Annotated in this window: 12 protein-coding genes; 4 read left to right on the top strand and 8 right to left on the bottom strand. The window is 70.9% G+C overall.

Annotated features, from left to right (window positions below):
- Window positions 1-8: 8 nt before the first annotated feature.
- The gene (locus ACFQU4_RS27580; RefSeq protein ID WP_377498244.1) at window positions 9-1280 is read right to left on the bottom strand and encodes an MFS transporter; all 1272 of its coding nucleotides are present in this window, start codon (window positions 1278-1280) and stop codon (window positions 9-11) included.
- A gap of 259 nt (window positions 1281-1539) precedes the next feature.
- Here ACFQU4_RS27580 and ACFQU4_RS27585 point away from each other — a divergent pair, with 259 nt between their 5' ends.
- Together ACFQU4_RS27585 and ACFQU4_RS27590 are read left to right on the top strand one after the other, a co-directional pair.
- Window positions 1540-2715: a hypothetical protein gene (locus ACFQU4_RS27585; RefSeq protein WP_377498246.1), complete on the top strand. Its 1176-nt coding sequence runs from the start codon at window positions 1540-1542 to the stop codon at window positions 2713-2715.
- 26 nt (window positions 2716-2741) lie between these two features.
- Window positions 2742-4214, top strand: coding sequence for an NAD-dependent epimerase/dehydratase family protein (locus ACFQU4_RS27590; protein WP_377498248.1), 1473 nt, complete (start codon window positions 2742-2744; stop codon window positions 4212-4214).
- 227 nt (window positions 4215-4441) lie between these two features.
- On the opposite strand, the gene ACFQU4_RS27595 is transcribed toward ACFQU4_RS27590, so the two are convergent.
- The gene (locus ACFQU4_RS27595; RefSeq protein ID WP_377498250.1) at window positions 4442-4900 is read right to left on the bottom strand and encodes a GNAT family N-acetyltransferase; all 459 of its coding nucleotides are present in this window, start codon (window positions 4898-4900) and stop codon (window positions 4442-4444) included.
- 176 nt (window positions 4901-5076) lie between these two features.
- Here ACFQU4_RS27595 and ACFQU4_RS27600 point away from each other — a divergent pair, with 176 nt between their 5' ends.
- Window positions 5077-5991 (top strand): glycerophosphodiester phosphodiesterase, encoded by a 915-nt coding sequence (locus ACFQU4_RS27600; RefSeq protein WP_377498252.1) that lies wholly within the window; start codon window positions 5077-5079, stop codon window positions 5989-5991.
- 15 nt (window positions 5992-6006) lie between these two features.
- Here the strand turns inward: ACFQU4_RS27600 and ACFQU4_RS27605 are convergent, their stop codons facing one another.
- The 4 genes from ACFQU4_RS27605 to ACFQU4_RS27620 form a co-directional block, all read right to left on the bottom strand.
- Window positions 6007-8412, bottom strand: coding sequence for a [protein-PII] uridylyltransferase (locus tag ACFQU4_RS27605; protein WP_377498457.1), 2406 nt, complete (start codon window positions 8410-8412; stop codon window positions 6007-6009).
- Window positions 8346-8684 (bottom strand): P-II family nitrogen regulator, encoded by a 339-nt coding sequence (locus ACFQU4_RS27610; RefSeq protein ID WP_152362723.1) that lies wholly within the window; start codon window positions 8682-8684, stop codon window positions 8346-8348. Before ACFQU4_RS27610 ends, ACFQU4_RS27605 begins: the two co-directional genes overlap by 67 nt.
- Entirely contained in the window at window positions 8681-10081 is a 1401-nt protein-coding gene (locus ACFQU4_RS27615; protein ID WP_377498254.1) for an ammonium transporter, read from the bottom strand. Before ACFQU4_RS27615 ends, ACFQU4_RS27610 begins: the two co-directional genes overlap by 4 nt.
- A 121-nt stretch (window positions 10082-10202) precedes the next feature.
- The gene (locus tag ACFQU4_RS27620) at window positions 10203-11453 is read right to left on the bottom strand and encodes an MFS transporter (RefSeq protein ID WP_377498256.1); all 1251 of its coding nucleotides are present in this window, start codon (window positions 11451-11453) and stop codon (window positions 10203-10205) included.
- A 60-nt stretch (window positions 11454-11513) separates the two neighbouring features.
- Between ACFQU4_RS27620 and ACFQU4_RS27625 the strand changes: the two genes are divergently transcribed.
- Window positions 11514-12038 (top strand): MarR family winged helix-turn-helix transcriptional regulator, encoded by a 525-nt coding sequence (locus tag ACFQU4_RS27625; RefSeq protein WP_377498258.1) that lies wholly within the window; start codon window positions 11514-11516, stop codon window positions 12036-12038.
- On the opposite strand, the gene ACFQU4_RS27630 is transcribed toward ACFQU4_RS27625, so the two are convergent.
- Entirely contained in the window at window positions 12039-12620 is a 582-nt protein-coding gene (locus ACFQU4_RS27630; RefSeq protein ID WP_377498459.1) for a peptide deformylase, read from the bottom strand. It abuts the gene before it with no gap.
- Window positions 12621-12622: 2 nt separating this feature from the next.
- Entirely contained in the window at window positions 12623-13654 is a 1032-nt protein-coding gene (galE, locus tag ACFQU4_RS27635) for a UDP-glucose 4-epimerase GalE (RefSeq protein WP_377498260.1), read from the bottom strand.
- Window positions 13655-13679 lie beyond the last annotated feature (25 nt).

A 13679-nucleotide genomic window follows, 5' to 3' on the forward strand; every position in this document is an offset into this window, starting at 1 on the left:
CCCTTTCCTTACCTGGACTCAGACACTAGAGATCGCTTCCGGCGGCCACCCAATCGAACGTAGAGTGCCGCGGCCGGGCTCATGATCAACGCCGAACCGACCAGGGCGACCGGGATCGAGGTCAGGCCGGCCAGGGCGCCGAGCGGGGGACCGCCGACCACCTGGCCGATCGCGTCCGCCTGCCCGTTCATGGACAGCACGGTCGCCCGGGACTTGGACTCCAGCTGCCGGTTCAGCCAGGTCGCCTGGATCGGGTACGCGATCGAGCCGGCGGCCAGCCGCAGCCAGACCGCGGCCATCGCCAGCCAGAGGTGGCCGGACAGGGCGAGCAGGAGGACGGCGCCGGCCTGGACCAGGACCAGGACGGCCAGCACCCGGCCGGGCCGGGCGCCGGTGACCAGGCCCGGCGCGGCCCGGTTCACGACAATGCTGCTGATCATGGAGATGAGCGAACCGATCACCGCGAAGGCGGCGAACCAGAGCGCCGGCTCGGTCCGCCCGAACACGGTCGGCAGCGTGAACGTCTCCAGGATCCGGGCCGTCCAGAGCCGGTCGATCACCTCGCTGGACAACCCGAACAGCAGGCTGATCACGAAGAACCAGCGCACCAGCGGCCGGCGCCGGACCTGGCCGAGGCCGGACCGGAAGGTGCCGAGGAGGGTGGCCCAGGCGGTGCCGGCGCGGGCGTCCGGGTCCGGGGTGAAGTTGCGCTCGGGCATGATCAGCGCCAGCACGCCGGCCAAGATCACGAAACCGATCCCGCCGACGATGATCGGCAGCTGCAGCGCCACCAGCCCGAGCACACCGGCCAGGACCGTACCGGCGAAGGACAGGCCGAGGGCCAGCTGATGGCCGCGGGTGAGCACCGGCTGGACCGCGTCGACGCCGACCTCGTCGGTGATCCAGGCCTGGTTGGCGCCGGAGACGAAGGTCCAGCCGATGCCCCAGATCACCTGCGCGACGAGGATCGCAGCGAACTCCGGCACGGCGCCCTGCAGGATGATCGCGGCGCCGATGATCGGCAACCCGATCAGGACGGACAGCCGCCGGGAGTAGCGGTCGGCGATCACGCCGGTCGGGATCTCGCCGAGGAAGCAGGTGGCCTCCATCACGGTGCCGACCACGACCAACTGGAGCGGGGTCAGGCCGACCACCTGGACCTGGTAGACCATGACCAGGGTGAAGGCGAGGGCGTTGAAGCCGGCGAACCCGGCGTCGAAGAGGTAGAAGGTACGGGCAGCGTCCGCCGGGCGTCGCAGCCGCCGGAACAGGGTGATCAACAACGAAAGTCTCCTGGGCCTGTCGACCCCGATCGCGGGGTCGCTGAGATCGGGCCCAGGTCTCCGACCGGGCCCGCTGGATCGTCAGCTCAGGAAGTGATTCGCATGGTCGGACGCTAGCACCCGTCCGGTGATCACGCACCGAGTTTCGGAGCCTTCCCCGGTCCGCCGCTGGTAATCTCAGCCGCGCGGCGGCTCGCCGGTGATCAGGAGTGGGTCGTGTCCTTGCGCTGAGCCGACCCGGAGTCAAGGAGTGCGGATGGCCAAGCCCAGGGTGGCGCTGCTGATCACCACCTGGTTCCCCAACTCCCATGCCGACGTCCTCGCCCGCCGGCTGATCACGGGGTACGAGCTCGACGGCCCGCACCGGGAACCGCAGGTCGAGGTCGTCGCCGCCTACCTGGAACAGCGGGGCGTGACCCGGCCGGCGCCGCAGCCCGACCTCGGCACCGGCTTCCTCGCCGAGCACGGCGTGCCGATCTTCCCGACCGTGGCCGAGGCGATCACCTTGGGCGGCACCGGTGTCGCCGTCGACGGGGTGGTGCTGATCGGCGAGCACGGCGACTACGAGGACAACGAGTTCGGCCAGAAGCTCTATCCGCGGCGCCGGCTGTTCGACGCCGCGGTCGCGGCCATGATCACCGGCGGCCGGACCGTCCCGGTCTTCGTCGACAAGCATCTGAGCTATGCGTTCACCGACGCCCGATCGATGTACGACGACGCGCGCCGGCTCGGCATCCCGCTGCTGGCCGGGTCGAGCCTGCCGCTGGCGTACCGGGAACCGACCGGGGCCGACTGGCGCCACGGCGAGCCGCTCACCGACTGCCTGGTGATCGGCTACGGCGGTGCGGAGGTGTACGGCTTCCACGCCCTCGAGGCCGGTCAGGCGCTGCTGGAACGGCGGTCCGGCGGCGAGACCGGGGTGGTCGCCGTCCAGGCCTGGACCGGGGCCGAGGCCGGCCGGATCGCCGCGGACCCCACCGGGCCGATCCCGGCCGCGTTGATCACCGCGGCCGCCGGCGCCGGCGGGTTCGGCGAGACCCGAGAGCTGATCGAGCGGGCGACCGACGTCTACCTGGTCGAGCACGCCGACGGCGCCCGGCAGACGGTGCTGATGACCGACGCGGTGACCGACTTCCTGGTCGCGGCGCGCGGGCCGGACGCCGCCGTCGCCTACCGGATCGCGCTGCTCGGCGAGCAGCCGTACTTCTTCCCGCACTTCGCCCGGTTGACGTACCAGGTGGAGCGGTTGATGATCGACCGTCGGGCCCCGTACCCGGTCGAACGGACGCTGCTCACCGGCGGCGTCATCGACGCGGCAATGCGGTCCCGGGCCGGCGCCGGGCGGCTCGAGACGCCCGAGCTCGCGATCGCGTACCGCGGTCCCGAACAGATCGAAGGCTCGGCCGTCGCCCTGCCGCTCCCACAGTCCTGATCCACGTTCCCGGAACGGAGCCACCGATGCGCATCCTGCTGGTCGACCTGCCCTCGTTGATCATTCCCGGCGTCCGGGACCGGCTGGCGTCCCGCCACGAGGTGATCATGCTCGACGGCGCCACGCTGGACCGGGACGCCTGCGCCACCCACGCCGAGGCGGACCTGGTGATCCACGCCGTCCAAGATCACGACGACCCGGCGACCATGATCGACACGGCGACGCGGGGTACCTGGAACCTGCTCACCACGAGCGCAACCCGTCGCTACCTGCAGCTGTCCACGCTGCGGCTGCTGGACGACTACGACCCGGGTTGGTCGGTCGACGAGACCTGGTCGACCCGGCCCGACGACGACCCGGTCCGGCTGTCCGCCCACCTGGCCGAGCTCGCCGCCCGCGAACTCGTCCGGTCGGCCATGATCAACGGGAAGGTGCTCCGGTTGGACCGGGTGCTGCCCGCGGCTGACTTCGGGAGCGGCCCGACCGGCCCGGACTGGTTGCACGTCGACGACGCCGTCGGCTACACCGTGCGGGTCGCCGAGACCATGATCGGGGAGCCGGTCCGGGCCGGCTGGACGGTCGTGCACGGCGTTCGCGGACCCGGCCGATTCCGGACCATGACCGACACCGGGTTCCGGCCGGCGCACCCGGGCGATCCGATGCCGGCGGGTCCCGCTCCGCAGCCGCCGGCCGAGCCCGGGCCGGTCCACGTCGCCGCCGCGACCCGCGCGGTGATCTTCGGCGCCGGCGGCCCGCTCGGCGCGTCCGCCGCCGAACAGCTGGCCCAGCTCCCGGAGGTCACGCTGACCTTGACCGATCTCCGGCCGCTCGCCGAACTGGCGGAGCGCCCGCCGCAGAGCCCGAACGCCCCGCTGCCGAAACCCGCCCGGCCGCCGCACTCGGAGCGGCCGGTCGACGTCGCCGACCAGGATCAGGTCTCGCAGGCCGCGGCGGGTGCGGACTGCTTGATCAACTGCACGGTGATCAGGCACGAGGCCGACCCGGCCTTCCGGGTCAACGTGCTCGGCGCGTACGCGATCATGAGGGCCGCCGTCGAGCACGGCATCCGCCGGGTCGTGCAGACCGGCCCGGCGCAGGTGTTGCTGCACGACCCGATCGGGTACGCGAGCGACCGCGCGGTGCGGCCGGACACCCCGGCCCGGACCGGCTCCGAGCTCTACTTCCTGACCAAGCTGCTCGGCTCCGAGATCTGCCGCATCTTCGCCGAGCGGTACGGGATCGCGACGCCGGTGCTGCTCTTCGAGACCCTGATCCCGCCGGACGCGGTGGGCGGCTGGACCTCGCCGTTCATGATCAGCTGGCCCGACGCCGGCCGGGCGATCCGGGCCGCCGCGACCGTACCGGAGCTGCCCGAGCCGTGCCCCGTCCTGCACGTCCGGGCCCCGTCGCCGCACGGCCGCTACCGCGCCGACGGCCTCTCCGAGGTGCTCGGCTGGCAGCCCGAAGACAGCCTCACCCACCGCTGGACCCGCCCCTAACACGCCCTGCCCCAAACCCCTCAACCTCGCCGAGTCGGCACAAAAGCAGGCGTTTCGGCGGCGTGTCGCTGCGGAGGTGCCCTGTCAGCGGAGGGTGAGTGGGCAGGCTCCGCTCGGCGGCCGACTGATCATGCAGTTGGTCGGTGCGTGGCGACGGGCGGTCTTGTTGATCAATCGGCTGGTCGAGGACTGGTCGCAGTGGAACCCCGTGCGCTGATCCTGAGTTCCTAGTCGATCGTGAAGGTCTGCACCACGTGACCGTCGGCTTCGGTCCGCTCGTCGTACGGCACCGGGATGGCACGGCGCCAGAACGCCGTCGCTGCCTCGTTGCCCTGCACCTGGGTGACTTCCCACGGTCCCGGATGCCGTCGCAGGATCAGCCGGGCTGCCTCGAGTCCGACTCCGCGGCGGCGAAACTTGGGTAGGACGAGGAACTCGCCGAACGATGTGACGGCCGACCGCTCGGCCACCAGCGCCAGGCCGGCAAGTTCGTCGTCGACCTGGAGCAGGTAGGGGAACCGACGTTCCTTCGGGTCCCAGTAGTTGTCCAGGTAGCGGTAGCCATAGCGGCCGTCGGGACCGATCGGGCGATCGTCAATGCGGGAGAACTCGTACTCGTTGAATTCGAGCAGGCGGCCGACGACAGGTTTGGAATCGAGCGAGGCGATGAACACGTCGACGGTCATGGCCGCCATTCTTCCTGGGGCGCTTGGTGAGTGCGGACGAGCACGGCGACCCGGCCCAGCGGACAAGGCTGCCGACTCCTCACGGGATGCTCAGCCGACCATCGCCCACTGGACCACGGATCGTCATGTTGCCCGGAAACCATCGTCGCCGGCCCGCCGACGAAAGGTTCCGCACCGTGCCCGCCCTGCTCCCCGTAACCCGTCCCCGGATCTCCCGCGCTATCGTTCTCGCTCGTGCCGTCGCGATCATGGTCCTGGCCGGCGTCGCGATGACCGCGTACAACCTCCCGGCGCGGGCCGACCGGTCCGCCGATGTCGACGTCATCGCCCATCGCGGCGCGTCGGGCGTCGCCCCCGAGAACACCGCCCCGGCGATCCGGGCCGCGATCATCCAGCGCGCCGACTTCGTCGAGATCGATGTGCAGCGCACCAAGGACGGGAAGTTGGTGAACTTCCACGACTGCACCCTGGTCCGCACCACCGACGTCGAGGAACGTTTCCCGGGCCGGACCGACTACCGGGTCTCCGACTTCACCCTGGCCGAGCTGAAGACCCTGGACGCCGGTTCCTGGTTCGGCCCGCGGTTCGCCGGCGAGAAGATCCTCACCTTCGGCGAGGTGATCGGGATGGTCCGCAACCGGACCGGGCTGCTGGCCGAGATCAGTCCCTGTGCCCACTATCTCGATACCGGTCTGCCGGAGCAGGTCGCCGCGGAGCTGGAGGCCACGCCGCGCTTCCTGGATCGGGCGCTGGCCGAGGGTGCGCTCGCCGTCCAGTCGTTCAGCGTCGCCGACGGGAAGGCCTTCCACGCTCGGCTGCCCGAGGTACCGGTCGGCCTGCTGCACGCGTCCCGGCCGACCGAGGCCGAACTGGTCGAGCTGAGCACCTGGGCCGACCAGATCAACCCGAGCTTCGACGACACCGACCCCGCGCTGATCGAACGGGCCCACCAGCTCGGCCTGGCGATCAACGTCTGGACGGTGAACGATGCGAGCCGGATGCGCGAACTGATCGCGCTCGGCGTCGACGGCATCATCACCGACTACCCGCAGTCGCTCACCGGACCGAGCCGGCCAGGTTCGGCTGACTGACAAGAGCCGGGCCGCTCAGTCGGACTTGCCTCCGCGGGCGGCGTCGCCGAGGACCCGGGCCGCCTCGGCCGCCCGGGCCGGCGTCGGCACCGCCCCGTCGCGCTCGGTCAGATAGAAGGTGTCGATGGCCTGCCCGGCCAGGGTGGCGATGTGGGCGGACCTGATCGAGAGCTCGACGCCGGTGAGGGCCCGGCCGTAGGCGTAGAGCAGGCCGCGGCGGTCGTTGGCGCGGATCTCGATCACCGATGCCGACTCGCTGGCGTCCGGAACCACGGCCACCCAGGGCTCGGCGCCGGCGTTCTGGACCCGCTCCTCGCGCCGCCGGATCGCCTCCAGGACGCCCGGTTCGCCGCGGCCGAGCCGCTCCAGCTGCTTGATCAAGTAGGCCGGGTCGGGCAGGTCGGTGGCGCCCGCCGACTCCACCCGCCAGGTGTTCACCGCGATGCCGTCGATGGTGCTCAGCAGGGCGGACCGGATGGCGATCCCGTGCGCCGCGAGCAGGCCGGCAGTGTCGCCGAACAGGCCCAGCCGGTCCCGGGTCGCGATGATCACCTGCAGTCCGGCCGGCTTCTCCTCGACGATGATCCGGGACCGTCCGTCCAGTGCCACCGAGCGGGCCAGCCCGAGATCGATCAGCCCGCCGGCCCGGCCGGTGTGTGGTTCGCCGGCCAGCTGGTCCTCGGCCCGCTCGGTCAGCGCGTTGATCAACTGCGCCCGCCACGGCGACCAGGCCGCGGGCCCAGCCGCCCGGGCGTCGGCCTCGGTCAGCGCGCGGAGCAGCCGCAGCACCTCGATCCGTCCGTCGACGGCCTTGACCAGCGCGTCCATCGTGGCCGGGTCGGCATGATCACGTTTCGTCGCCAGCTCGGCCAGGGTCAGGTGTTCCCGGACCAGCAGCTCGACCAGCGCCGCGTCCTCCTCGCCGTACCCCATGTCGGTGACGGCCTGCCGCGCGATCGGCGCCCCGACCCGCGGATGATCATGCTCGGCGCCGGGAAGCTTGCCGATGTCGTGGAACAGGCAGCCGAGCAGCAGCAGGTCCGGTCGCTCCACCGAGGTCAGGTGCCGGGCGGCCTCCGCGACCGCCTGGACCGAGTGCCGGTCGACCGTGTGCCGGTGTACCGGGTTGTGCTGCGGCCGGGCCCGGATCCCTTCCCAGGAAGGGATCCAGCGGCTGATGCAGCCGGCCAGGTCGAGGGTCTCCCAGACCGCGACGGTGGCCTCACCGCCGGCCAGCAGCTCCAGCAGCGCCTCTCGTGCCTCGTCCGGCCAGGGGGTCGGCAGCGGCGGCGCGTGGGCGCCGAGGTTCTCCGCGGTGACGGGGGAGAGCACCAGCCCGCGACTGGCGGCGAGCGCCCCGGCCCGCAGCCCGAGCAGGGGTTCGGCGGGGGAGGTGAGCCGGGCCAGGCCGACCTCGCCGAGGTGCACGATCAGGCCGTGCGGCGCGGTGTCGTACTGCGGCCGGCGTTCCCGGCGGGCGAACGGGAACCGGCGCCGTGCGGGCAGCACCTGGCGGGCCGACCGTACGGTGAGGTCGACGGCGTGGCCGATCTTGCGCGCGGCCAGGCTGATGTCGCGGCGCAACTCGTCCTCGTCGCCGTAGCCGAGCAGCTTGGCGACGTCCGGCACCTCGCCGGCGACCAGCCGGTCCAGCGCCCGGCCGGAGACCACCTGCAGGGCGTCCCGGACGTCCAGCAGCCGCTGGTACGGCTCCCGCACCCCGGCATGGGGCTGGTCGGTCAGCCAGGTCGCCGCCAGCGCCCGGAGCATGATCATGTCCCGCAGCCCGCCGCGGCACTCCTTCAGGTCGGGCTCCAGCAGCGAGGCCGCGTCGCCGCTGCGCTGGTGCCGCTCGGACAGCGACTCCAGCAGCTCCGGCAACCGCCGCCGGGCCCCGGCCCGCCACGCCTCCAGCAGGCCGGACCGGGCCCGTTCGACGAGCTCCGGCTCGCCCGCGATCAGCCGCAGGTCGAGCAGGCCGACCGCGGCGCTCAGCTCCCGGTGGGCGACCTCGGCGCACTCGGCCGGAGTCCGTACCGAATGATCAAGACGGAGCCCCGAATCCCAGAGCGGATACCAGAGCTTCTCGGCCAGGGTGTCGATCGCGGCCTGGTCCGACCCGTCGTGCAGCAGGACGAGATCGATGTCGGACCGGGGACCCAACTCCCGGCGGGCGAGGCTTCCGACGGCCGCCAGCGCGACCCCGCGGCGGTCGGTGCCCGCCGCGGAGCCGTACAGGTCGATCAGGAAGTCCTCCACCAACCTGGCGACAGAACGCCGACGATCCGGCCCCGCCGTGGTTGCCCAGGAGGACCGGATCGCGACGCCGAGGCGCTCGGTGGTCAGATCACGCTTCAGAGCGCGTCCAGCCCGCGCTCGCCCGTCCGGACGCGGACCACGTCCTCGACCGGAACGGACCAGACCTTGCCGTCACCGATGCGGCCGGTCCGTGCGCTCTTGACCAGAACGTCGATGATGTCACCGGCATCCTCGTCGTCCACGAGCACCTCAAGTCTCACCTTGGGCACCAGGTCGACGGTGTACTCCGCCCCCCGGTAGACCTCGGTGTGTCCACGCTGCCGCCCGAATCCGCTGGCCTCGCTGACGGTCATCCCTTCGATCCCGAAGGATTCCAGGGCGGCCTTCACCTCGTCCAGCATGTGGGGCTTGATGATCGCGGTGATCAACTTCATGCCGTCACCTCCTCGGATGACTTGCTGTCGACGCCGTTACCGGTCGCCTCGGCCGGCTCGGCCGGACGGGTCGTGGTGCCCAGCCCACCCCGGCGGGTGGCACCCAGCGTGCCGAGATCGTACGCGGTCTCAGCGTGCTCGCTGCTGTCGACACCGTCCAGCTCGCTCTCCTTGTCGACCCGGAAGCCGATCGTCTTCTCCAAGATCAAACCGATCAGGTACGTGATCACGAAGCTGACCACCATCACGGCGACGGCGCCGACGGCCTGGCGCCAGAGCTGATCGAACCAACCGCCGTAGAAGAGACCGTTGAGGCCAGCCGGGTTGTCTTCGGTGGGCGCCCCGGCCGGGGCCTCGCTGGTGAGGAAGAGGCCGATCGCGATGGTGCCCCAGAGGCCGGCCACCAGGTGCACCCCGACCACGTCGAGCGAATCGTCGTACCCGAGCTTGTACTTCAGTCCGACCGCGAGGGCACACAGTGCACCGGCGATCGCCCCGATGATGATCGCGCCGACCGGCGAGACCGCGGAGCAGGCAGGAGTGATCGCGACCAGACCGGCGACCACACCGGAGGCGGCGCCGAGCGAGGTCGGTTTGCCGTCCCGGATCCGTTCGGTGAGCAGCCAGCCGAGCGTTCCGGCGGCGGTCGCGACCAGGGTGTTCACCCAGACCACGGAGGCGGTGTTGTCCGCGGCGACCGCGGAACCGGCGTTGAAGCCGAACCAGCCGAACCAGAGCAGGCCCGCGCCGATCATGACCAGGGTCATGTTGTGCGGTCGCATCGGCTCCTTGCCGAAGCCGATCCGCTTGCCCAGTACCAGGGCCAGGGCCAGGCCTGCCGCACCGGCGTTGATGTGCACCGCGGTGCCGCCGGCGAAGTCGATCGCGGCCAGGTTGTTCGCGATCCAGCCGCCGATCACGGTCTCTGTGTCGTTGGTGAACGCGAACACCCAGTGCGCAATCGGGAAGTAGACCAGAGTCACCCAGATGCCGATGAAGATCATCCAGGTGCCGAACTTGGCCCGGTCGGCGATGGCGCCGGAGATCAGGGCCGCGGTGATGATGGCGAAGACGGCTTGGAACCCGACGAAGGCCATCGCCGGCAACGTGGCTTCCGGATCATCGGCCATCAGCCCGTTCAGGCCGAGGTATTCGATCGGGTTGCCGAGCAGGCCGAGGCCCACGTCGTTGCCGAAGGCCATCGAGTAGCCGTACAGCACCCAGAGCACTGAGATCAGTGCCAGCGCGCCGAAGCTCATCATCATCATGTTGAGCACGCTCTTCGCGCGGACCATGCCGCCGTAGAAGAGCGCGAGGCCGGGTGTCATCAGCAACACCAGGGCCGCGGAGGTGAGAATCCAGGCAGTGTCGCCCGAATTCAGTTCGAGTGGAGTCATGGAGATTCCTTCGGTGAAAGGCTGGAAGGTCCTTCACCAGACTCTGCTGAGCGGATATTGCAGAGGGCGCGCCATGTTGTTACGCGGCAGTGACAGATTCGACCATCACGTGACGAAACGGTTACAGCCGTGCTTCGGTGACCTCACTCGGGCTCGTTCGGCGGCGCAACCTGCGCACCGAAGGTACGGCCAGCGCGGCCAGGCAACTGGCCACGATGACGACCCCGACCACCACCAGCCAGGGCCGGAAGCCGGTCAGAGCGGCGACCGGGGCGGTCAGCGCCAGCCCGACCGGCCGGGCCACGAAGGAGCCGACCTGATCGAGCGCGTACACCCGGGCCAGCTTGTCCTCGGCGATGTTCTGCTGGATCGACAGGTCCCAGCCGACGCTGAAGATCTCCAGCCCGAAGCCGTGCGCGAAGGCGCCGGCCAGCAGCACCGCCAGGCCGGCCGCCGTGGGGGTCGCGTACGCCATCGCGATCGGGAACGCCGCCGTCAGGATGAGCAGGGCCACCCCGGCCAGCAGCGGACGCTGCGGCCGCCAGCGCAGGCTGACCAGACCGCCGGTGACGAAGCCGACCATCATCGCGGCCAGGCCCCAGCCCCAGGCCTCGCGGCCGAGCGTCTCGCCGATCACGATCGGGCCGAGGACGGCCTGCGCGCCACCGAAGAACAGGTGGTAGATCAACGCCTGCAGGAGTAACAGCCACAGCCAGGCGTGCCGGAACACCTCCCGGGCGCCGCCGGCCAGGCCGCGCAACATCGACTCGTCACGGGCCCCGGTCGGGCGTTCCGCGCGGAGCCGGGAGAAGCACCAGGCGGCGACGCCGAGGGCCGCGGCGTCGACCGCGAGGGCCCAGCCGGAACCGATCCAGACGACGAGCATCCCGGCCAGTCCGGTGCCGAGGATCAGGCCGACGTTCTGGCCGAGCCGGCGGCTGGCCACCGCGCCGGAGAGCTGGCCGTCCTCGATGGTCTGTCCGATCAGCGCCCGCGAGCTGGGCACCGCGAGGGCGGTCGCGCAGCCGCCGGCGGCGCCGAGCACGCCGAGCAGCGGGATCGTCGCCCAGTCGCCGATCAGGCCGACCGCCGCGATCAGCTGGATCAGTCCGTTGCCCGCGGTGGCCAGCGCGACCAGCCGGCTCCGCGGGATCCGGTCGCCGAGCCAGCCGCCGAACAGGGAGGTGATCACGTCCGCGGCCGCGTACAGGGCGATCACCAGGCCGAGCTCCTGGGCCGAACCGCCGAGGTCGAGCACGGCGAACGCCAGCGCCACCGGCGCGATCCCGGCGCCGAGCGACTGGATCGTCGTCCCGCCGAGCAGCCAGCGGAACGGGATCGAGGTCAGCGGGCTCGGGTTGATCTCCTGCACGTTCGCCAAGGTAGTTCGCTGGCAAATATTTTGTCAACGAAATATCACTATGCTGGGGCCATGCCTGACGATGCGGCCGACCGCCACGTGCAACGGTGGCGCAATCACTGGATCGACGTCCCGTTCGACGACGAGGTGGAGGCGGCGATCTACCGGATCCAGCTGATCGCCGTGCGGCTGACCGACTACAAGGCCGAGGCCGCGGCGCGGGTGGGTCTCGAGCTCGCCGAGTACGCGACGCTGCACACGTTGATGATCAGGGAGACGCCCGGCCGGGCCTCGCCGTCCCGGCTGGCCGAGGACCTGGGCATCTCGCCGGCCGGGATGACCGGGCGGCTGGCCAAGCTGGAGCAGGCCGGCTACGTGCAGCGGGTTCCCGGCGGTACGGACCGGCGTCGCCTGGACGTGGAGGTGACCCGGGCCGGCGCCGACCTGTGGCGGCGGGCGATGGATCTCCGGGGGCAGCGCGAGGAGGAGTTGGCCTCGGCGATCTCCCGCAAGGAACTGGCGACGCTGAACCGGATGCTCAAGCGGATGCTGGCGCGGCTCGACGTACCCGATCCTGTCGAGCCGGCCGCGGAGTGATCAGGAGCCGGTGAAGCTGAGCGACCGCAGGTCCGCCCGGTCCAGATAGAGCATCCCGTTCAGGTGATCGGTCTCGTGCTGCACGATCCGGGCCGACCAGCCGGAGAACTCCTGCTCCCGGGCCACGAGTTGATCATCGAGGTAGCTCAGCCGGACCCGGTGGTGCCGGGCCCTTCCGGCGCGGTATCCGGGCACCGAGAGGCAGCCCTCGTAGTGCTCGTCCTGATCATCGTCGAGCGGTTCGTAGGCCGGATTGATGATCACCTGGTACGGCAGCGGTTGCCGGTCCAGTGCCGTCGTGACCTCTTCGGGCAGGTCGGCGTCGTCCTCGATCACGGCGATCCGCAGCCCCAGGCCGATCTGCGGCGCGGCCAGGCCGACGCCGGGCGCGTCCCGCATGGTCTCCCGCATCGCCGCCAGCAGCTCGGCCAGTAGCGGGGCCGGGAGCTGTCCCTGGTAGTCGGCGGCGGGCCGCCGCAGCACCGGGTCGCCCGCGAAGACGATCGGGACCGGCCGCGGCCCGGCCAGCAGGTCCTCCACCCGGATGATCAACTTCTCGTCCATGATCATCGAGTCGTTCATGATCAACGGCGGACCGGGGTGGCCCGGCCGGTCCCGGTCGGGGTGGCCTTCGGCTCGCCGTGGGTGAGCTCCCAGGCGGTCCAGGCGGAGTCGGTCATCTCGGCCAGCGTGTGCCGGGAGGTCCAGCCGAGGGCCTCCTTGATCCGGCTCACGTCGGCGACCACCTCGGCCGGGTCGCCGGGCCGGCGGGCGATGATCTCCGGATCGATCGCGTACCCGGAGGACCGGCCGATCTCGGCCAGCACCTCGAGCACCGAGGACCCGTGGCCGGTGCCGACGTTGAAGATGTCGTACGGGCGCTCGTCGCGCTCCAGGTAGTCCAGCGCGGCCAGGTGGGCGTCGGCCAGGTCGAGGACGTGCACGTAGTCGCGGATCCCGGTGCCGTCCGGAGTGGGGTAGTCGTTGCCGAACACCTTGGGTCGCTCGCCCGAGGTCAGCGACCGCAGCGCCAGCGGAATGAGATTGAGCACCGTCGGGTCACCGAGTTCCGGCCAGCCGGTCCCGGCGACGTTGAAGTAGCGCAGCCCGACCCCGCGCAGGCCCCAGGAGACGCCGGCCGCCCGCATCATCCATTCGCAGACCAGCTTGGTCTCGCCGTACGGGCTGATTGGCTGCGGTGCCGTGTTCTCGGTGACCAGCTGGCCGGCCGGCACGTCGGCCTTGCCGTAGGTCGCGGCGGAGGAGGAGAACATCATCTTGTTCACCCCGGCCGCCTGCATGGCCTGCAGCAGGTGACCGAAACCGCCGACGTTCTGCTGGTAGTACCAGACCGGGCGTTCCACCGACTCGCCGACCTGCTTCTTCGCGGCGATGTGGATGACGGCGTCGACGGCGTACTCGGTGAGTACGGACTCGAGCTTCTCCACCGACTCGGGGACCGAGAGATCGAGGTGGACCAGAGCCGCCGTGCCGACGTTCTCCGCCACCCCGGTGCTCAGGTCGTCGACCACGATCACTGTGTCGTCGCGCTGCTGCAGCAACCGCACCACGTGAGCGCCGATGTAGCCGGCACCGCCCGTCACCAGAACCTTCATGGCTTGAACCCTATCCAGTCATGGT

Source organism: Microlunatus sp. GCM10028923, assembly GCF_042666975.1.
In the GTDB taxonomy this organism is placed as follows: domain Bacteria; phylum Actinomycetota; class Actinomycetes; order Propionibacteriales; family Propionibacteriaceae; genus Microlunatus.

Excerpts from the sequence above, each read along its gene's own strand:
- galE (WP_377498260.1), bottom strand. The coding sequence starts at position 13,654 with ATGAAGGTTCTGGTGACGGGCGGTGCCGGCTACATCGGCGCTCACGTG.
- ACFQU4_RS27625 (WP_377498258.1), top strand. The coding sequence starts at position 11,514 with ATGCCTGACGATGCGGCCGACCGCCACGTGCAACGGTGGCGCAATCAC.
- ACFQU4_RS27590 (WP_377498248.1), top strand. The coding sequence starts at position 2,742 with ATGCGCATCCTGCTGGTCGACCTGCCCTCGTTGATCATTCCCGGCGTC.
- ACFQU4_RS27610 (WP_152362723.1), bottom strand. The coding sequence starts at position 8,684 with ATGAAGTTGATCACCGCGATCATCAAGCCCCACATGCTGGACGAGGTG.
- ACFQU4_RS27585 (WP_377498246.1), top strand. The coding sequence starts at position 1,540 with ATGGCCAAGCCCAGGGTGGCGCTGCTGATCACCACCTGGTTCCCCAAC.
- ACFQU4_RS27615 (WP_377498254.1), bottom strand. The coding sequence starts at position 10,081 with ATGACTCCACTCGAACTGAATTCGGGCGACACTGCCTGGATTCTCACC.
- ACFQU4_RS27630 (WP_377498459.1), bottom strand. The coding sequence starts at position 12,620 with ATGAACGACTCGATGATCATGGACGAGAAGTTGATCATCCGGGTGGAG.
- ACFQU4_RS27595 (WP_377498250.1), bottom strand. The coding sequence starts at position 4,900 with ATGACCGTCGACGTGTTCATCGCCTCGCTCGATTCCAAACCTGTCGTC.